Source organism: Phytopseudomonas daroniae (assembly GCF_004327275.1).
GTDB classification, from domain to species: Bacteria; Pseudomonadota; Gammaproteobacteria; order Pseudomonadales; family Pseudomonadaceae; genus Aquipseudomonas; species Aquipseudomonas daroniae.
In genome coordinates, this window is sequence record NZ_QJUJ01000006.1 from 159,837 (window position 1) to 178,956 (window position 19,120).

The following is a 19,120-nucleotide window of genomic DNA, read 5'->3' on the forward strand; positions in this document are numbered from 1 at the left end:
CTCAATAAGTACGAACTTTGGGTTCAAACGCCGGAACCGTCTTCGGCGAGAAGTTGACGTCACGCTTGGTCACGCGCTTCTCACCCGGGAAGTACAGGCTGTGGCACAACCAGTTGGTGTCGTCACGATCCTCGTAGTCTTCACGGGCGTGGGCGCCGCGGGACTCGGTACGGGTATCGGCGGCGATGGCAGTGGCTTCGGCGACTTCCAGCAGGTTCTGCAACTCCAGCGCTTCGATACGCGCGGTGTTGAAGGCCTGGCTCTTGTCGGAGATCTTGACGTTGGCGATGCGCTCGCGCAGATCGGCCAGCTGGGTGATGCCCTTCTTCATGTATTCGCCGGTACGGAATACGCCGAAGTAGTTCTGCATGCACTGCTGCAGTTCTTTGCGCAGCGGTGCGACTTCTTCGCCAGTGCTGCGCTCGTTGACGCCGGACAGACGCCCCAGCGACTGCTCGATATCGGTCTCGCTGGCACCGCGGACTTCCACGCCTTCTTTCAGCGCTTTTTCCAGGTGCAGGCCAGCGGCGCGGCCGAAGACCACCAGGTCGAGCAGCGAGTTGCCGCCCAGACGGTTGGCGCCGTGTACCGATACGCAGGCTACTTCGCCCACGGCGAACAGGCCTTCGATGATGCGGTCGACGCCATTGGCATCCTGGGTGATGGCCTGGCCATGAATGTTGGTGGCAACGCCGCCCATCATGTAGTGGCAGGTCGGGATGACCGGAACAGGCGCGACAACCGGGTCAACGTGCGCGAAGGTCTTGGACAGTTCGCAGATGCCAGGCAGACGGCTGTGCAGCACTTCCTCACCGAGGTGATCGAGCTTCAGCAGCACGTGATCCTTGTCAGGGCCACAACCGTTACCGGCGATGACTTCCTTGACCATGGAACGGGCCACTACGTCACGACCAGCGAGGTCTTTGGCGTTAGGCGCATAACGCTCCATGAAACGCTCGCCGTGGGCGTTGATCAGGTAACCACCCTCACCACGGCAGCCTTCGGTGACCAGTACACCGGCGCCGGCGATACCGGTCGGGTGGAACTGCCACATTTCGATGTCCTGTACCGGCACGCCAGCACGCAGCGCCATGCCCACACCGTCACCGGTGTTGATCAGTGCGTTAGTGGTGGAAGCGTAGATACGGCCAGCACCGCCAGTGGCCAGAACCACGGCCTTGGAGCGGATGTAGACGGTTTCGCCGGTTTCGATGCAGATGGCGATGACGCCAACGATGGCACCGTCCTGGTTCTTGACCAGATCGACCGCGTACCACTCGTTGAGGAACGAGGTGCCAGCCTTCAGGTTGGCCTGGTACAGGGTGTGCAGCAGCGCGTGACCGGTACGGTCGGCAGCGGCGCAGGTACGAGCAGCCTGAGTCGGGTTGTCCGGGCCCTTGGACTGGCCACCGAACGGACGCTGGTAGATGCGGCCCTGCTCGGTACGGGAGAACGGCAGCCCCATGTGCTCGAGCTCGAACACGGCCTCCGGGCCGACGGAACACATGTATTCGATCGCGTCCTGGTCGCCGATGTAGTCGGAGCCCTTGACGGTGTCGTACATGTGCCAGCGCCAGTCGTCGTTCGGGTCGTTCGACGCGATGGCGCACGTGATGCCGCCCTGGGCGGAAACGGTATGCGAACGGGTCGGGAAGACCTTGGTTACCACTGCGGTCTTGTGGCCGCCCTGCGCCAGCTGCAGTGCAGCGCGCATGCCGGCACCGCCACCACCAACGATGATGGCGTCATAGGAAAGAGTACGAATGCTAGTCATGAATCAGAAACCCCAAAGAATCTGCACGCCCCAGACGAAGAACACGAACATGGCGATGCCACACGCGGCCTGGAACAGAAAACGCACAACGGTGGCCCACTTGCCCAGCGCGGTCGACGTCAGGTAGTCAGTGGAGATCGTCCACATGCCGACCCAGGCGTGAACGCCCAGCGCGACGAGGGTCAGCAAGCTGAAGATGCGCATTGCATTATTGGAGAACAGACCATGCCATTCGGCATAGCCCATGCCTGGATTCAGGAGGATGTAACCCAACAGAAACAGGACATAAGCCGCGAGAACGACCGCAGAAACACGTTGCGCCATCCAGTCATAGAGGCCCGAACGCGAGAAATTAGTGACATTAGTTACCATATCCACACCCCCAGCAGCACGATCACGATCGCCGATACGACGAGAACGATTTTGGAACCCAGCTTGCCGCCTTCCAGCGTCTCACCGACTCCAGCATCCATGATCAAGTGGCGCACACCGGCCACCAGGTGGTACAGCAGAGCGGACAGAAGTCCCCAGATCACGAACTTGGCCAGCGGGCTGGTCAAGCATTCTTTCACCTGGGCGAAGCCCTCTTCCGATGACAGCGATTTGTCGAGCCCGAACAGCAGCACGGCAATGCCGAGGAAAAGGATCACGCCGGATATACGGTGAAGAATGGACGTGTAAGCAGTGACTGGGAGTTTTATCGTCCGAAGGTCTAAGTTTACAGGTCGTTGGCTATTCACGGCTTTATTATCACACTGAGAGCCCCAGCTATCAGGGCTGAGTTGTCGGGAAGCGCACTGGTCAGGTACCCATCACCCAAGAAGTGACAACCACCAGAATCCGGGCTGTAAGGCCCTTGGCAGTCGGGCGCAGAGTATAGACAGTTAGGTCGCTAATGACAACGCGGACACCTCGACCTTCTACCGATTGCGTCAACCTTGAAAATGGCGTAAAAGGCCGCGCCTTTTTGTCGCAGGCAGCGCACTCAAACCCTTCTATTGCCTGGGTTTTCGCAAATTGACTTTCAGATTCATAACACTATAGTGATGCGGGCCCTGCGTGGGGGGCCGACTGATGATTCCAAGCATAACTAGGAGGCCAAACATGGCTGACAAAAAAGCGCAGTTGATCATCGAGGGCGCAGCCCCCGTCGAGCTGCCCGTTTTATCCGGCACCGTTGGCCCTGATGTGATCGACGTGCGGAGCCTGACTGCCACGGGCAACTTCACTTTCGACCCCGGCTTCATGTCGACCGCTTCGTGCGAATCGAAGATCACCTACATCGATGGTGACAAAGGCGTCCTGCTGCACCGCGGCTATCCGATCGAGCAGCTTGCCGAGAAAGCCGATTACCTGGATACCTGCTACCTGCTGCTCAATGGCGAGCTGCCTAATGAAGAGCAGAAAGCTGCTTTCGTCAGCACCATCAAGAACCACACCATGGTTCATGAACAGCTGAAGACCTTCTTCAACGGTTTCCGCCGTGACGCCCACCCGATGGCCGTCATGTGTGGCGTAGTTGGCGCCCTTTCCGCCTTCTACCACGACTCCCTGGACATCAAGAACCCGCAGCACCGCGACATTTCCGCGATGCGCCTGGTCGCCAAGATGCCGACCATCGCCGCCATGGTGTACAAGTACTCCAAAGGCGAGCCGATGATGTACCCGCGTAATGACCTGAGCTACGCGGAAAACTTCCTGCACATGATGTTCAACACGCCGTGCGAGACCAAGCCGATCAGCCCGGTGCTGGCCAAGGCGATGGATCGGATCTTCATTCTGCATGCCGATCACGAGCAGAACGCCTCCACCTCCACCGTACGTCTGGCGGGCTCCTCGGGTGCCAACCCGTTCGCCTGTATCGCTGCCGGTATCGCTGCGCTCTGGGGCCCGGCCCACGGCGGCGCCAACGAAGCCGTTCTGGCCATGCTGGACGAAATCGGTGACGTATCGAATATCGACAAGTTCATCGCCAAGGCCAAGGACAAGGACGATCCGTTCAAGCTCATGGGCTTCGGACACCGCGTCTACAAGAACTTCGACCCACGCGCCCAGGTCATGAAACAGACCTGCGACGAAGTACTGGCCGAGCTGGGCATCAATGACCCGCAGCTGGAACTGGCGATGAAGCTCGACGAAATCGCGCGTAACGATCCTTACTTCAAGGAACGCAACCTGTACCCGAACGTCGACTTCTATTCGGGCATCATCCTCAAAGCGATCGGCATTCCGACCAGCATGTTCACCGTGATCTTCGCCCTGGCGCGTACCGTCGGCTGGATCTCGCACTGGAAAGAAATGCTCTCCAGCCCGTACAAGATTGGCCGTCCGCGCCAGCTGTACACTGGCCCGACCAAGCGCGACATCACGTAATCCGCTTGCGCTGAGTCGCCTGTGACCGAAAAGCCCATATCTGCGGATATGGGCTTTTTCATTTCTGTTCCCGGCCAATCAGGCCTTATCATGACGCCCTGTTTCCGCAACCGGGCCGCTCATGAAATTCGCCATTGCCCTGTTTTCCCCAGCCTCGGCCCCCTCCTCCCGCCGCGCCCTGCGTTTTGCCGAAGCGGCGCTGCACGGCGGCCACGAGATCGTGCGCCTGTTCTTCTACGCCGACGGCGTACATAGTGCCTCGGGCAACATCGTCAGCCCTCAGGATGAAACCGATGTGGCTCGCCAGTGGCGTGAGTTCATCACCACCCAGGAGCTCGACGGCGTGGTCTGCATCGCCGCGGCCCTGCGCCGTGGCGTGCTCGATGAGCAGGAGGCACTTCGCTATGAGCGACAAGCCGCCAACCTGCCGGCCCCGTGGGTGCTTTCTGGTCTGGGCCAATTACATGAGGCGGCGCAACTGGCCGACCGCCTGATCTGTTTCGGAGGCGATTGAGGTGAGCCATTCGCTGCTGATCATCAGCCGCCAAGCCCCCTGGAGCGGCCCCGGCGCCCGCGAAGCACTGGATATCGCCCTGGCTGGCGGCGCCTTCGATCTGCCCATCGGCCTGCTGTTTCTCGATGACGGCGTACTGCAACTGGCCGCCGACCAAAAGTCCCAGGCCGTGCAACAGAAAGACCTGACCGCCAACCTGCAGGCCTTGCCGCTGTTCGGCGTCGAATCGCTGTACGCCTGCAGCCACAGCCTGCAACAGCGTGGCCTCGGCGAAACTTCGCTGGCACTGGAGGTGCAGCGCCTGGACGACGCCGGGCTGCGCGATCTCATCGACCGTTACGACCAGGTGATCACCCTCTGATGACAACCCTGCACGTTGTATCCAGCTCCCCGTTCAGTGATGACCGCCTGAGCAGTTGTCTGCGCCTGCTGGGCAGCGGCGATGGCCTGCTGCTCTGCGGCGATGCTACCTACGCGATCCAGCCCGGCACGATATACGCCGATTCGCTGAGCGCCCTGGGCGACGGTATTGCCCTGTTCGCTCTGGATGAAGACATTCAGGCTCGTGGCCTGCAGCCTGCCGGCAAGCTGCAGCAGGTCGACTATCCAGGCTTCGTCGCCCTCGCCTGCCGCTTCAGCAAGGTCAATAGCTGGTTATGAGCCCCCTGATCGTCAACGACCGCGCCATCGAGCTGGATAAAGATGGCTATCTGCTCGATCTCCAGGATTGGTCCAGAGAGGTGGGCACAGCCCTGGCCGAGCGCGAAGACCTGCAGTTGAGCGATGAGCATTGGGAAATCCTCATGCTGCTGCGCGCCTTCCACGACGAATTTCAGTTGTCGCCGGCCAATCGCCCGCTGATCAAGTACGTCGCCCTCAAGCTGGGCCCGGACAAAGGCAACAGCCTGCACCTCAATCGCCTGTTCAATGGCACTCCTGCCAAACTCGCCGCCAAGCTGGCGGGCCTGCCCAAGCCCACGAATTGCCTATGAACCTGATCACCCCAGCCGAACACCCTTTCGCCTCCTTCGTGCGCATTCTCGGCAAAGGCAAGCGCGGCGCACGCAACCTGACCCGCGAGGAAGCCCGCGACGCCATGGGCATGATCCTTGACGACAAGGTCGAGGATACCCAGCTTGGCGCCTTTCTCATGCTCCTGCGGCACAAGGAAGAAAGCGCCGAGGAGATGGCTGGCTTCACCGAGGCGGTGCGTGCGCGCTTGCCTGCGCCAACCATCGCCGTCGACTTCGACTGGCCCACCTACGCCGGCAAGAAACGCCATCTGCCCTGGTTCCTGCTGGCTGCCAAGGCCCTGGCGAACAGCGGCCTGCGCATCTTCATGCATGGCGGCGGCGCACACACGGCCGGGCGCCTGTACAGTGAGCAGTTGCTCGGCGAACTGGCGATTCCTCTATGCCGCAGTTGGGATGAGGTTGCGCGGAGCCTGGATGACCAGAACCTGGCCTTCATGCCCCTGGACGACTGGATGCCGGCGTTGCAGCGCATGATCGACCTGCGCAACGTGCTCGGCCTGCGCTCGCCGATCCACTCACTGGCACGCATCCTCAACCCGCTGGCGGCGCGCTGCGGGCTGCAGAGCATCTTCCACCCCGGCTACCAGGCCGTGCACCGCGAGGCCAGCCAACTGCTGGGTGATCGCGTCATCGTGGTCAAGGGCGACGGCGGCGAAATCGAACTCAACCCGGACGCCGTCTGCCACCTGTATGGCACCGAGGGGGGCGAGAACTGGGACGAGGACTGGCCGATGCTGTCCGAGCGGCGCCATGTCAAACCGGAGCGCCTGGATCCAACCCACCTGCGCGCCGTCTGGCAGGGTGAAGCCGAAGATGCCTATGGCCAGTTGGCGATCATCGCCACCATGGCCCTGGCACTGCGCGGCCTGGGCATACCGCGCGAAGCAGCATTCGATGACGCGCGAAAGCGCTGGCAGGCTCGTCAGCTATCGAGCTAGCCGATTCGTGACGCCCGTTTTTTGTGCCCTGCCATCCCTGGCGGGCACCCTGCGGGCCGTCGCCAGCGACGTCAAAAATCGCTCCCGACGTTTTTTTGTATCCCGCGCTCACGACCGGCTGGCTAAACTCCAGTTTCCGGGGAATTTCCCTCGGCTGGCAACGGGAGTACGGACATGGGACTGCTGATCGAAGGCCAATGGCACGACCAATGGTATGACACCGGCGCCGGTGGCCGCTTCAAGCGGGAGAACGCCCAGCGGCGCAACTGGATCACCGCCGATGGATCGCCCGGCCCTACAGGCGAAGGCGGGTTCGCCGCCGAAGCCGACCGCTATCACCTGTACGTGTCTCTGGCCTGTCCGTGGGCCCATCGCACGCTGATCCTGCGTGCCCTCAAGGATCTTGAGGAGCTGATAGAGGTATCGGTGGTGAGCTGGCTGATGCTCGAGAACGGTTGGACGTTCGACGCCGAGCATGGCTCCAGCGGTGACGCCCTGGATGATTTCGCCTTTCTGTACCAGCGCTATACCCAGGACGACCCCGATTACACAGGCCGGGTCACCGTGCCCCTGCTGTGGGACAAGAAGCAGCAGCGCATCGTCAGCAACGAGTCGGCGGAGATCATCCGCATGTTCAACTCGGCATTCGACGGGCTTACCGGCAATCGCCTGGATTTCTATCCGCAGGCGTTGCACGCCGATATCGATGCGCTCAATGCGCGCATCTACCCGAGCGTCAACAATGGCGTCTACCGCGCCGGTTTCGCCACGACCCAGGCAGCTTACGAAGAAGCGTTCGATGAACTGTTCGGCGAACTGTCGGTGCTGGAAACCCGCCTGGGCCAATCACGCTACCTGACCGGCGAATACCTGACCGAAGCCGACTGGCGCCTGTTCACTACCCTGGTGCGCTTCGATGCCGTGTACCACGGCCACTTCAAGTGCAACCTGCGGCGTATCGTCGACTACCCGAACCTGAGCAACTGGCTGCGCGAGCTGTACCAGTGGCCGGGCGTGGCGGCCACCGTGGACATGTGGCATATCCGGCATCACTACTACACCAGCCACCAGACCATCAATCCCACCAGCATCGTGCCCAAGGGGCCACTACTGGACTTCAACATCGCCCATGACCGCAAGCGCCTGAACGGCAAAGGCATCTGGCTACGGGGCTGATGCCAGCCCGCCGATCAACTCGTAGCAGCGTTCGCCCTGTCCGCTCGAGCCTGATCGATGGCGCCCATGAATTCGTCGGCCGGCAACGGCCGGCCAAGCAGAAAACCCTGCAAAGAATCGCAACCCAGGTTGGTGAGGAAGTCCTGCTGCCTGGCGGTTTCCACGCCTTCGGCGACGATGCGCAGATTCAGAGCCCGACCCAGGGCAACGATGGCGGAAATAATCGCCGCATCGTCGCTGTCGTGTTCCAGTTCGCGGACGAAGCCACGATCGATTTTCAGCTCATTGGCAGGCAGACGCTTGAGGTAGAGCAGGCTGGAATAGCCGGTGCCGAAATCGTCGATGGACAGGTCGACGCCCATGTCGGCAAGCTGCTGCAGCACCAGCATACTGGCGTCGGCATCGCTCATGGCAGTGGTTTCGGTGATTTCCAGGGTCAGGCAATTGGCCGGCAGGGCGTGCTCGGCCAAGGCTCCGGCCACACTGCCCAGCAGGCCGGCATGGGAGAACTGCAACGCCGACAGGTTGACCGCCACACGCCAATCGCGATGACCGGCGGCATACCACTGCTGCATCTGACGGCATGCCTGTCGCAGCACCCATTCGCCGATGGCAATGATCAGCCCGGTGCGCTCGGCCAGGGGGATGAAGGTATCCGGGGCCAGCAACCCACGCACGGGGTGTTGCCAGCGCAGTAGCGCCTCGGCACCGATCGGCTGGCCATTGAGCGCATCGAACTTGGGCTGGTAATGCAGCACGAACTCTTCATTCGCCAGGGCCGCACGCAGGTCATGCAGCAGTTGCAGTTGGTTATGCGCATTGGCGTTCATCGACGCTTCGAAGAAGCTGTAATCGTTCTTGCCGGTACCCTTGGCGTGATACATCGCCGCATCGGCATTTCTCAACAACTCCTGCCGATCGTCGCCATCGCCCGGATACAGGGCGATACCTACGCTGGTCGAGACTCTCAGCTCATGTTCGGCCACCTGGAAAGGCTGACCAAGCAACACGACGATCTGCCCGGCGATGGTGGCCGCATCGTCGCGCTCGCCCAGTTCGGCAAGCAGGACGAATTCATCCCCACCTACTCGTGCCAGGGTGTCCTGAGCCCTCAGGCTGCGCTGCAGGCGCTGACCGACCTCCCTCAGCAACAGGTCGCCGACATGGTGACCGAATGCGTCGTTGACCGGCTTGAAGCCATCCAGATCCATGAACATCAGTGCGAAGTGCCCGCCATTGCGACGGATCTTGTGCATGCTCTGCTCGATGCGATCCTCCAGCAGTAGGCGATTGGGCAGGCGCGTCAGGTTGTCGTGCAGGGCCAGCAAGGTCAGTTCCTGATTGGCCTCGGCCAGCGAGCTGTTCAACATCGCGGTCTGCGCCTCCAGACGCGCATCGAGCACCGAGGTGAGCAAGGCAATGGCCAGCACCGCCAGGGTGACGATGATCACCAGGCTGGCCAGCCAGCCGGTATCCAGCCCGCTATTCGCTGCACCGCAGAAACTGTCGGCGGGAAAGTTGGCGGCAGCCATGCCGGTGTAGTGCATGCCGACGATGGCAAAGCCCATGATCACCGCTGCCCCACCCCGTGCCAGACGGACGAAAGGCGTATGCCGGCGCAGCCGGAAAGCGATCCACAGCGCTGCGGCGGACGCCAGTACGGCAATCAGCAGAGACAGCGCGAACAGCAGCGGATCGTAGTCGATGCCCGGCTGCATCATCAGTGCCTGCATGCCGATGTAATGCATCGAACTGATGCCCGTGCCCATCACCAGCGCACCGAGCAACCAGTGCCAGAGCGGCATCCGCGCCTGACTGACCAGCCACAGGGCAAACCCCGAGGCGAGCATGGCGATGGTCAGAGACAACAAGGTGATGGCAAGGTCATACCCCAGGGGGATCGGCAGGCTGAAGGCAAGCATACCGATGAAATGCATCGACCAGATGCCGATCCCCATGGCCAGTGCTCCACCACCGATCCACAGCGAAACCGCAGAGGCCTTGGCGGTAGCGATGCGCCCGCTCAGATCCAGCGCCGTATAGGAGGCCAGGATCGCCACGCACAGAGAAATCAGAACCAGGGAAAGGTCGTAGCTACCCGTCAGCATTGCAACTCTCAATAAGGAACGGCGTGCCGCCATGCACCGAGTTGCCGGATCGCCGAATCAACAGCCACCACACACCTATATCCGTATGGGCACATACTCGCTGTGTACAAGGGCGTACGCACAATAACGCGACATCACGTATGGAATTTTAGCGAAAAACGCCGCGAACTAAACAGTCACGAATAGTCACCAATGGCCAGGGCCCCATTCACCAGACTATTCGTCGGCCGGCGAAAGGTTCAGCGTATCCCAACCGCCGCCCAACGCGGTGATCAGTTGCACGCTGGCCGTCAGGCGGCTGCCCAATAGCGTCAGGCTGCTGCGTTCGTTGCTCAGCGCCGTGGCTTGTACGTTGACCACACTGTTGTAGTCGACGGTACCGGCGCGGTACTGGTTCTCGATCAGGCGCAGGGATTCACGCGCGGCGTCCAGCGCTTGCGACTGCACCTCCATCTCGCGTCCGAGTACGCGCTGCTGCACCAGGTAATCCTCGACCTCGCGGAAGCTGTCGAGCACGGCCTGGCGGTACTGGGCGACGGTCTGATCGTAGACCGCTTCGACCCGCTCACTCTCGGCACTGCGGCGCCCGCCATCGAACAAGGTCAGGGCCAGCTGCGGCCCGACCGACCAGAAGCGGTTGGGCAGGTTGACCCAGTCGGAGAAGCTGCTGCCGCGGTAGCCGCCAGCAGCGGACAGTGTCAGGTCGGGAAACCAGGCGGCCTTGGCCACGCCGATCTCGGCATTCGCGGCGATCACCCGACGTTCGGCGGCCGCCACATCAGGGCGGCGCTCCAGCAATTGGGAAGGCACGCTCGCCGGCACCTGCGGCAATGCAGGCAAGCTTTCGCGGCGGGCAATGCTCACATCGCTGGGTGGCACGCCGATCAGCACCGCGATGGCGTGTTCGAGCTGCGCCCTCTGCCATTGCAGGTCGATGGCCTGGGCCTCGGTACTGCGCAGCTGGGTCAGCGCCTGACTGACGTCGGAGCGCGGCACGATACCGGCCCGGTACTGGTTTTCGGTCAGCCGCAGCGAACGCTGGTAGGCAGCGACCGTAGCGTCGAGCAGGCGCTGCTGTTCATCCAGCACACGCAGTTGCAGGTAGCTCTGCACCAACTCGGATTGCAGGCTCAGGCGCACCGCAGCTAGGTCGGCCGCGCTGGCCTCGAACGCCGCGCGATTGGACTCCAGGCCGCGACGCAGCTTGCCCCACACATCCAGTTCCCAGCTGGCATTGAGGCTCAGATCGTAGTTTTTCGAGATGCTCGCCGAGTTGGCCCCGCCGATGGCAATGCCGTCGGAGGTACGCAGCGTACTGTCGCCACCGCCCTGCCCGGCACGGGTCATGCCGGCACTGGTCGACAGCGTCGGCAGGAACGCCGCGCGCCCGCTACGCAGTAGCGCACGAGCCTGACGGTATTGAGCCTCGGAGGCGGCCAGGGTCTGGTTGGACACGTTCAGGCGCCCGACCAGCGCATTGAGCTCGCCATCGCCATACAGCTCCCACCAGGCGCCGCGCTCCAGAGCATCGGCAGGCACGGCGGCCTTCCAGCCTTCGGCCTGCTTGAATTGCGCCGGCGTACTGATTTCCGGACGCTGGTAGTCGGGGCCGATGGCACAGCCGGCCAGGGCGATGCTCAGCGCCAGCAGGCCAAGGGTACGGCGGGTTGCATGGGTCATAGAGGCGTTTCCAAAGCGGCATCGGTGCGCACGCCACGCCAGCGGTTGACCCGATGGCGCAGGCGGTCGAGATAGAGGTAGACCACCGGGGTGGTGTAAAGCGTAAGCAGTTGGCTGAGTATCAACCCGCCGACGATGGTGATACCCAGCGGTTGGCGCATTTCCGAACCTTCGGCGCTGCCGAGCATCAGCGGCAAGGCACCGAGCAATGCGGCCAGGGTGGTCATCATGATCGGCCGGAAGCGCAGCAGGCAGGCGCGGCGAATCGAGTCGGCCGGACTCAGGTGTTCGTTGCGCTCCAGTTGCAGCGCCAGATCGACCATCAGGATGGCATTCTTCTTCACCACCCCGATCAGCAGGAACAGACCGAGCAGCGAGATCAGGCTGAATTCGGTATTGAGCAGCTGCAAAGCGAGCAATGCGCCGACGCCAGCCGACGGCAGCGTCGAGAGAATGGTCAGCGGATGCACGTAGCTCTCGTAGAGAATGCCGAGCACGACGTACACCACCACCAGCGACATCAGAATCATCCACGGCTGGTTCTGCTGCGTCTGCTGGAACGCCGCACCGGTGCCGCCCAGCGTGCCCTGCACCTCGTTGGGCAGGCTGATCCGCGCCACTGCGCGGTCGATGGCCTGGGTAGCCTGATCGAGGCTGACGCCCTCCGCCAGGGAAAAGCCGATGTTCTCGACCGCGAACTGCCCCTGGTGGCTGATGCGATCATCCTCGAGGCTGCGTTCCCAATGGGCGATGGATGACAACGGCACGCGCGCGCCGTCCGCGGTGATCAACTGGATCTGCGCGAGTGCTTCGGGGCTCTGGGCGTAGCGCGGGTTGATCTCCATGACCACGCTGTACTGGTTGAGGCTGTCGTAGATAGTGGAGATCTGCCGCTGGCTGAACGCATTATTGAGCACGCCAGTCACCAGGCTCATGTCGATACCCAGGCGCTTGGCCTCGCCACGGTCGACCACCAGGCGGATCTGTGGCGCACCGCCGTCTTCGGACGCATCGATATCGGTCAGCTCAGGCAGCGCCCGCAATGCCTCACGCACCTTCGGCAACCATTCGCGCAGAGCGTCGAGATCGCCCGACAACAGCATATATTCGTTCTCCGAGCTACGCCCCTGGCGCCCGCCGACCTGCAGATCCTGATCGGGCATGAGGAACATCCGCCCCCCCGGAATCTTCGGTGCATTGGCACGCAGGCGGTCGATCACCTGCTGTGCCGACAGGTCGCGCTCCTTGAGCGGCTTGAGGCGCACGATCATGATCGCGTTATTGATACCGCTGTTACCGCCAATGAAGCCCGCCACGCTTTCCACTGCCGGGTCGGCCAGAATCGAACGGCGATAAGCCTCCATCTTCGGTTGCATCACCTGGAAAGACAGCCCGTTGTCGCCGCGGATGAAGCCCATCAACTGGCCGGTATCCTGCTGCGGCATGAAGGTTTTCGGGATGCTGACGAACAGGAAGACGTTCAGCGCGATGGTCGCGAACAGACTGATCAGCATCAGCAGCGAATGGCGCAAGGCCCACTCCAGGCTGTGTTCATAAGCACGCAGCACACGCGCACCGATGACCTGCAGACGTCCTGCCTGGTGCTCTTCGCGCCTGGGCTCGGGCTTCAGCCAACGCGCGCACAACATCGGCGTGAGCGTCAGCGATACCAGCAGGGAAATGACGATGGCCACCGCCAGGGTGATGGAAAACTCGCGGAACAGCCGCTCGACCAGCCCGCCCATAAACAGGATCGACAGAAACACCGCCACCAGCGAGACGTTCATCGACAGCAACGTGAAACCCACCTCGCGTGAGCCCTTGAAGGCTGCGGCCATGGGCGTTTCACCGGCCTCGATATGCCGGGAGATGTTCTCCAGCACGACGATGGCATCGTCCACCACCAGACCGGTGGCGATGATCAGCGCCATCAGCGACAGGTTGTTCAGGGAAAAACCGAGCAGGTACATCGCCGCGAACGAGCCGACCAGCGAGACCGGCACCGCCAGGGCGGGAATCAGCGCGGCGCGCCAGCGGCCGAGAAACGCGAACACCACGAGGATCACCAGCGCCACGGCGATCAGCAGGGTGTGCTCGGCTTCCTTGAGCGTGGCGCGAATCACCGGCGAGCGATCCATCGCCACTTCCAGGTCGGCGCTGGCCGGGATCACCCCGCGCAGCTCCGGCAGCAACGCGCGGATGCCGGCAACGGTCTGGATGATATTCGCCCCGCTCTGGCGGTTCACCACCACCAGCACGGCCTGTTTGTCATTGTAGAAGCCGCTGTTGTAGCGATCCTGCACGCCATCGGTGACCTGGGCGACGTCACCCAGGCGGATCGCCGCACCGTCCTGGTAGCGGATGATCATCGGCTGGTAATCGGCGGCGCGCTCCAACTGGTCATTGGCCTGCACCTGCCAATGCCGCTGCTCGTCCTCCACGGCGCCCTTGGGACGCTTGGCGTTGGCCGCGGCGATGGTCGCACGCACATCGTCCAGCGCCACGCCGTACTGATCCAGCAACCGCGGCTCCAGGGCCACCCGTACGGCAGGTAGCGAGCTGCCGCCTATCTGAACTTCGCCGACGCCGCTGACCTGCGACAGTTTCTGGCCGACGATGGTCGAGGCGACGTCGTACAGCTGGCCCTTGTCGAGCACCGTCGAGGTCAGCGAAAGCACCATGATCGGAGCCTGGGACGGATTGATCTTGCGGTAGGTCGGCATGCTGCGCATGCCGCTGGGCAGCAGTTCACGCGAGGCGTTGATCGCCGCCTGCACCTCCCGCGCCGCGGCGTTGATATCACGATCCAGATCGAACTCGATCATGATCCGCGTATTGCCCTGGCTGCTGTTGCTATTCATCTGGCTGACGCCAGCGATGGCGCCCAGGGAACGCTCCAGTGGCGTGGCGACCGTGGCGGCCATCACCTGCGGACTGGCACCGGGCAGGCTGGCCTGCACGGTGATCACCGGGAAATCCATGTTCGGCAGGGGCGCTACCGGCAGCAAACCGAAGCTGACGCCGCCCAGCAACATGATCGCCAGGCTCAGCAACAGGGTCGCCACCGGACGGCGGATGAAAGGTGCTGACAGATTCATAGCTGCAAGCCAGCTTTGAGCCGCAAGCCACAAGCTGCAAGCTGCAAGTCAAAGCTGGCTGTTGCTTCTAGCTTGAAGCTTGAAGCTTGAAGCTTGCCGCTCATACCACCACCCCCGCCGTGCCACGGCGGCTGAAACGCCGCGACAACCGATCGAAGTACAGATAGATCACCGGCGTGGTGAACAGGGTGAGCACCTGGCTGAGCAGCAGGCCACCGACCATCACCAGGCCCAGCGGCTGCCGCAGCTCGGCACCGGATCCCGAAGCCAGCATCAGCGGAATCGCGCCGAACAGCGCGGCCAGCGTGGTCATCAGAATCGGCCGGAAACGCAGCAGCGCCGCCTGATAGATCGCGTCATGGGGCGTCATGCCCTGGTGTCGCTCCGCCTCCAGGGCGAAGTCGATCATCATGATGGCGTTCTTCTTGACGATACCGATCAGCAGGATGATACCGATGATCGCGATCAACCCCAGGTCGTTGCCGGTCAGCAGCAGCGCCAGCAAGGCGCCAACGCCGGCCGACGGCAGCGTGGAGAGAATGGTGATCGGGTGGATGTAGCTTTCGTAGAGCACACCGAGCACGATGTACATGGTGACGATGGCCGCCAGGATCAGCAGCAGCGTGGACGACAGCGAGGCGCGGAAGGCCTCGGCGGCACCCTGGAAGTTCACCTGCACGCTGACCGGCATCTCGATGTCCTGCTGCACACGCTCGATCACCGCCACCGCATCGCCCAGGGCGACGCCAGGGCTGAGGTTGAACGACAGCGTGGCGGCCGGGAACTGGCCGATATGGTTGATCAACAGGCTCGCCGCACGTTCCTCGACATGGGCCAGGGACGACAGCGGCACCTGACCGCCCTCGGCAGTGGCGACATGGATCTGGCGCAGCGCCGCCGGGCCGATGCTGCCGCCATTTTCGCTTTCCAGCACCACGCGGTACTGGCTGGCCTGGGTATAGATGGTGGAGATCTGCCGTTGGCCAAAGGCGTCGTAGAGCGCATCATCGATAGCCGCAACGCTGACACCGAGCCGCCCGGCCATATCGCGATCGATCCGCAGGTAAGCCTGCAGGCCGCGGCTCTGCAAGTCACTATTGACGTCGCTGAGTTCCGGCTGCTGACGCAGCGCCTCGACCAGTTTCGCCGACCAGGTTTCCAGCATCTCGGGGTCGGGTGACTCCACGCTGAACTGGAACTGGGTACGGCTGACCCGATCTTCGATGCTCAGATCCTGCACCGGCTGCAGGAATAGCTCGATGCCGCTGAGCCTGGCCAACTCCGGACGCAGCCGCTCGATCACCTGGGTGGCACTGAGGTCGCGCTCGGCGTGGGGCTTGAGGTTGATCAGCATGCGCCCGCTGTTCAAGGTCGGGTTGTCGCCGTCCACACCAATGTAGGACGACAGGCTGGCGACCGCCGGATCCTTGAGGATCACGTCGGCCAGGCGCTGCTGGCGTTCGCTCATGGCCGAGAAGGAAATCGACTGCGGCGCCTCGGAAATACCCTGGATCACCCCGGTGTCCTGCACCGGAAAGAAGCCCTTGGGTACGGCGAGATAAAGCACCACGGTAAGTGCCATGGTGCCGATGGCCACCAGCAGGGTCAGCGGTTGATGGCGCAGTACCCAGCGCAGGCCGACCGAGTAGCGTTCGATCATGCGGTCGATGACCGCACCGCTGGCCTTGTAGAAACGCCCCTGCTCCGCTTCCGGCTCGTGCCTGAGCAGGCGTGCGCACATCATCGGCGTCAGGGTCAGGGAAATCACCAGGGAGATGAGGATCGCCACCGCCAGGGTGATGGCGAATTCGCGGAACAGCCGCCCTACCACATCGGCCATGAACAGCAGCGGGATCAGCACGGCGATCAGCGACAGGGTCAGCGAAACCAGGGTGAAACCGATCTGCCTGGCGCCCTTGAGCGCAGCGTTGAGCGGCGTTTCGCCATCCTCCAGATGGCGGGCGATGTTCTCCAGCATGACGATGGCATCGTCCACCACGAAACCGGTGGCGATGGTCAACGCCATCAGCGTCAGGTTGTTGATCGTGAAGCCCGCCAGGTACATCACACCGAAGGTACCGATCAGCGACAGCGGCACCACTACCGAGGGAATCAGCGTCGCCGAGACCTTGCGCAGGAACAGGAAGGTGACCATCACTACCAGGGCGATGGCCAGCAACAGTTCGTGCTGCACATCGCGCACCGCGGCGCGAATGGTCTGGGTGCGGTCGGTGAGCACCGTCACCTCGACGCTGGCCGGCAAGCCCTGAGTCAGGTTGGGCAGCAGGGTCTGGATGCGATCCACCACGTCGATGACGTTGGCGCCCGGCTGCCTCTGCACATTGACCAGCACCGCCGCATTGCGATTGGCCCAGGCGGCGAGACGCTGGTTCTCCGCGCCATCGACGATCGATGCGACATCGCGCAAGCGCAGCGCGCCGCCATTGGCGTAGGTGAGGATCAGATCGCGGTATTCGTCGGCCGAGCGCAGTTGGTCGTTGGCGTCGAGCTGGCTGACCCGCGTCGGGCCGTCGAAGTTGCCTTTGGGCTGGTTGACGTTGCTGGCATTGACCAGCGAGCGCACGTCCGAAAGGTTCAAGCCATAGGCCGCCAGGGCCTCGGGATTGACGCGAATACGTACCGCCGGACGCTGGCCACCGGCCAGGGATACCAGACCGACGCCAGTGGTCTGCGCCAGTTTCTGCGCCAGACGGGTGTCGACCAGGTCATTGACCTGGGGCAGCGGCAGCTCCTTGGAGGTCACCGCCAGGGTCAGCACCGGGGTGTCGGCCGGGTTGACCTTGTTGTACACCGGCGGCGCCGGCAGGTCGTTCGGCAACAGGTTGGTGGCGCCATTGATCGCCGCCTGTACTTCCTGCTCGGCCACGTCCAGTTGCACTTCCAGATTGAAGCGCAGGGTGATCACCGAAGCGCCGCCGGAGCTGGTCGAGGACATCTGCTGCAGCCCGGCCATCTGCCCGAACTGGCGCTCCAGCGGCGCAGTCACCGCGCTGGTCATCACATCGGGGCTGGCACCGGGATACAGGGTCATCACCCGAATGGTCGGGTAATCCACTTCGGGCAATGCGGACACCGGCAGCAGCCGATAAGCGATCACGCCACTGAGGAAGATCGCCAGCATGATCAGGGTGGTGGCGACCGGTCGCAGGATGAACAGGCGGGAGACGTTCATGAAGCGCTACGCACCCGCGGTGCATTTTCTTCGGTGGCCGACGGCTCACGAGTACCCTCGCCGATCACCTCGACCTTGTTACCTGCACGCAGGCGATCGGTACCTTCGACCACCACGCGCTCGGCGGCCGCGACGCCCTCTTCGATCACCGTGAACTCGCCGTCGCCGGGGCCGACCTTGACCTTGCGAACCTCTACCTTGTCTTCCGCGTCGATGACATACACGAAGGTGCCGTTGGCGCCGAACTGCAGCGCCGCGACAGGAACCAGCAAGGCATTCTCGCGAACCGAAACCTGCAGGCGGGTATTCACGAACTGGTTGGGGAACAGCATTTCCTCGGCGTTCTCGAAGCGCGCCTTGAGCTTGACCGTACCGGTGGTGGTGTCGATCTGGTTGTCCAGGCTCTCCAGCACACCTTCGGCCAGTTGGTTGTTCTCACCACGATCCCAGGCTTGCACGACCAGGGTGCGCTCGTTGCGCACCTGAGCCAGCACGGCCGGCAGCTCGGCCTCGGGCAGCGTGAAGGTGACGGAAATCGGTAGCGTCTGGGTGATCACCACGATGGGATTGGTGTCACCGGAGTTCACCAGGTTGCCCTGGTCGACCTGACGGATACCCAGGCGGCCGTCGATGGGTGCGCGCACCTTGGTGAAGTCCAGATTCAGCTTGGCCTCGGCCACCGCGCCCTGGTTGTTCTGCAGCGCGCCACGGTACTGGTTGACCAGTGCTTCCTGGGTATCCAGCGTCTGCCGGGCGATGGAGTCTTCGGCGAACAGGCCGCGATACAACGCCAGATCCTTTTCGGCATTACGCAGCTGTGCCTGGTTTTCCGCCAGCGTGCCCTGTGCCTGCTGCAGGGCGATCTCGAACGGCCGCGGGTCGATCTGCGCCAGCACGTCACCGGCCTTGACCGGCTGACCGTCCTTGAAGAGCACCTTCAGCAACTGGCCATCCACTCGGCTACGCACGTTGGCGGTGTTATAGGCGATGACCGTGCCCAGGGCTTTCAGCACGATGGGGAAGTCCCGCGACTCGACATGGGCGATGCGCACCGGCACATTATCGAACCCCCAGCGCGTGTTGCCTTGAGGCGCCGTTTTTGCCGGCCAGAACCACCAGATCAAGACGATGACCAACGCCAGCAAGAGCAGACCGATGAACCACTGACGTTTGGAGGATGGAGTGCTGCGCGTTGTGTTTACTTCGGACATGGGCCAATCGCTTCCTAGGGG

The 19,120-nt window shown here is 62.7% G+C and carries 15 protein-coding genes; 7 read left to right on the top strand and 8 right to left on the bottom strand.

Annotation, left to right across the window (positions count from 1 at the left end; all coding sequences use genetic code 11):
• Position 1: 1 nt before the first annotated feature.
• The 3 genes from sdhA to sdhC are packed head-to-tail and all read right to left on the bottom strand — an operon-like array spanning position 2 to position 2,514.
• Entirely contained in the window at positions 2-1,774 is a 1,773-nt protein-coding gene (gene sdhA / locus DNK10_RS15905) for a succinate dehydrogenase flavoprotein subunit (protein ID WP_131182203.1), read from the bottom strand.
• A 3-nt stretch (positions 1,775-1,777) separates the two neighbouring features.
• Entirely contained in the window at positions 1,778-2,146 is a 369-nt protein-coding gene (sdhD, locus tag DNK10_RS15910) for a succinate dehydrogenase, hydrophobic membrane anchor protein (protein WP_131182204.1), read from the bottom strand.
• On the bottom strand, positions 2,140-2,514 hold the full coding sequence (gene sdhC, locus DNK10_RS15915) for a succinate dehydrogenase, cytochrome b556 subunit (RefSeq protein WP_070883123.1): 375 nt from the start codon (positions 2,512-2,514) through the stop codon (positions 2,140-2,142). Before sdhC ends, sdhD begins: the two co-directional genes overlap by 7 nt.
• A gap of 364 nt (positions 2,515-2,878) precedes the next feature.
• Here sdhC and gltA point away from each other — a divergent pair, with 364 nt between their 5' ends.
• From gltA to DNK10_RS15950, 7 genes are all read left to right on the top strand, one after another.
• Positions 2,879-4,147, top strand: coding sequence for a citrate synthase (gltA, locus tag DNK10_RS15920; RefSeq protein ID WP_131182205.1), 1,269 nt, complete (start codon positions 2,879-2,881; stop codon positions 4,145-4,147).
• Positions 4,148-4,268: 121 nt separating this feature from the next.
• Complete coding sequence (gene tusD / locus DNK10_RS15925) at positions 4,269-4,661, top strand: sulfurtransferase complex subunit TusD (RefSeq protein WP_131182206.1); 393 nt, start codon at positions 4,269-4,271, stop codon at positions 4,659-4,661.
• 1 nt (position 4,662) lies between these two features.
• A complete protein-coding gene (tusC, locus tag DNK10_RS15930; protein ID WP_131192230.1) occupies positions 4,663-5,022 on the top strand; it encodes a sulfurtransferase complex subunit TusC in 360 nt (119 codons plus the stop codon).
• Complete coding sequence (gene tusB / locus DNK10_RS15935) at positions 5,022-5,321, top strand: sulfurtransferase complex subunit TusB (RefSeq protein WP_131192231.1); 300 nt, start codon at positions 5,022-5,024, stop codon at positions 5,319-5,321. The genes tusC and tusB overlap by 1 nt, the downstream gene beginning before the upstream one ends.
• Positions 5,318-5,653 (top strand): TusE/DsrC/DsvC family sulfur relay protein, encoded by a 336-nt coding sequence (locus DNK10_RS15940; RefSeq protein WP_131182209.1) that lies wholly within the window; start codon positions 5,318-5,320, stop codon positions 5,651-5,653. The genes tusB and DNK10_RS15940 overlap by 4 nt, the downstream gene beginning before the upstream one ends.
• On the top strand, positions 5,650-6,633 hold the full coding sequence (locus DNK10_RS15945; RefSeq protein WP_131192232.1) for a glycosyl transferase family protein: 984 nt from the start codon (positions 5,650-5,652) through the stop codon (positions 6,631-6,633). Before DNK10_RS15940 ends, DNK10_RS15945 begins: the two co-directional genes overlap by 4 nt.
• Before the next feature lie 174 nt (positions 6,634-6,807).
• Positions 6,808-7,809 (top strand): glutathione S-transferase family protein, encoded by a 1,002-nt coding sequence (locus DNK10_RS15950; RefSeq protein WP_131192233.1) that lies wholly within the window; start codon positions 6,808-6,810, stop codon positions 7,807-7,809.
• Positions 7,810-7,823: 14 nt separating this feature from the next.
• On the opposite strand, the gene DNK10_RS15955 is transcribed toward DNK10_RS15950, so the two are convergent.
• From DNK10_RS15955 to DNK10_RS15975, 5 genes are all read right to left on the bottom strand, one after another.
• A complete protein-coding gene (locus DNK10_RS15955; RefSeq protein WP_131192234.1) occupies positions 7,824-9,917 on the bottom strand; it encodes a putative bifunctional diguanylate cyclase/phosphodiesterase in 2,094 nt (697 codons plus the stop codon).
• A gap of 216 nt (positions 9,918-10,133) precedes the next feature.
• Positions 10,134-11,597, bottom strand: a complete 1,464-nt coding sequence (locus DNK10_RS15960; protein ID WP_131192235.1) for an efflux transporter outer membrane subunit — start codon at positions 11,595-11,597, stop codon at positions 10,134-10,136.
• A complete protein-coding gene (locus DNK10_RS15965; RefSeq protein WP_131192236.1) occupies positions 11,594-14,695 on the bottom strand; it encodes an efflux RND transporter permease subunit in 3,102 nt (1,033 codons plus the stop codon). The genes DNK10_RS15960 and DNK10_RS15965 overlap by 4 nt, the downstream gene beginning before the upstream one ends.
• A 100-nt stretch (positions 14,696-14,795) precedes the next feature.
• Positions 14,796-17,888, bottom strand: a complete 3,093-nt coding sequence (locus DNK10_RS15970) for an MdtB/MuxB family multidrug efflux RND transporter permease subunit (protein ID WP_131192237.1) — start codon at positions 17,886-17,888, stop codon at positions 14,796-14,798.
• The gene (locus DNK10_RS15975) at positions 17,885-19,099 is read right to left on the bottom strand and encodes an MdtA/MuxA family multidrug efflux RND transporter periplasmic adaptor subunit (RefSeq protein ID WP_131182216.1); all 1,215 of its coding nucleotides are present in this window, start codon (positions 19,097-19,099) and stop codon (positions 17,885-17,887) included. The genes DNK10_RS15970 and DNK10_RS15975 overlap by 4 nt, the downstream gene beginning before the upstream one ends.
• Between the last annotated feature and the right edge of the window lie 21 nt (positions 19,100-19,120).

Excerpts from the sequence above, each read along its gene's own strand:
- DNK10_RS15950 (WP_131192233.1), top strand. The coding sequence starts at position 6,808 with ATGGGACTGCTGATCGAAGGCCAATGGCACGACCAATGGTATGACACC.
- tusB (WP_131192231.1), top strand. The coding sequence starts at position 5,022 with ATGACAACCCTGCACGTTGTATCCAGCTCCCCGTTCAGTGATGACCGC.
- sdhD (WP_131182204.1), bottom strand. The coding sequence starts at position 2,146 with ATGGTAACTAATGTCACTAATTTCTCGCGTTCGGGCCTCTATGACTGG.
- gltA (WP_131182205.1), top strand. The coding sequence starts at position 2,879 with ATGGCTGACAAAAAAGCGCAGTTGATCATCGAGGGCGCAGCCCCCGTC.
- DNK10_RS15945 (WP_131192232.1), top strand. The coding sequence starts at position 5,650 with ATGAACCTGATCACCCCAGCCGAACACCCTTTCGCCTCCTTCGTGCGC.
- DNK10_RS15960 (WP_131192235.1), bottom strand. The coding sequence starts at position 11,597 with ATGACCCATGCAACCCGCCGTACCCTTGGCCTGCTGGCGCTGAGCATC.
- DNK10_RS15965 (WP_131192236.1), bottom strand. The coding sequence starts at position 14,695 with ATGAATCTGTCAGCACCTTTCATCCGCCGTCCGGTGGCGACCCTGTTG.
- sdhA (WP_131182203.1), bottom strand. The coding sequence starts at position 1,774 with ATGACTAGCATTCGTACTCTTTCCTATGACGCCATCATCGTTGGTGGT.
- DNK10_RS15970 (WP_131192237.1), bottom strand. The coding sequence starts at position 17,888 with ATGAACGTCTCCCGCCTGTTCATCCTGCGACCGGTCGCCACCACCCTG.
- DNK10_RS15940 (WP_131182209.1), top strand. The coding sequence starts at position 5,318 with ATGAGCCCCCTGATCGTCAACGACCGCGCCATCGAGCTGGATAAAGAT.
- tusD (WP_131182206.1), top strand. The coding sequence starts at position 4,269 with ATGAAATTCGCCATTGCCCTGTTTTCCCCAGCCTCGGCCCCCTCCTCC.
- DNK10_RS15975 (WP_131182216.1), bottom strand. The coding sequence starts at position 19,099 with ATGTCCGAAGTAAACACAACGCGCAGCACTCCATCCTCCAAACGTCAG.
- DNK10_RS15955 (WP_131192234.1), bottom strand. The coding sequence starts at position 9,917 with ATGCTGACGGGTAGCTACGACCTTTCCCTGGTTCTGATTTCTCTGTGC.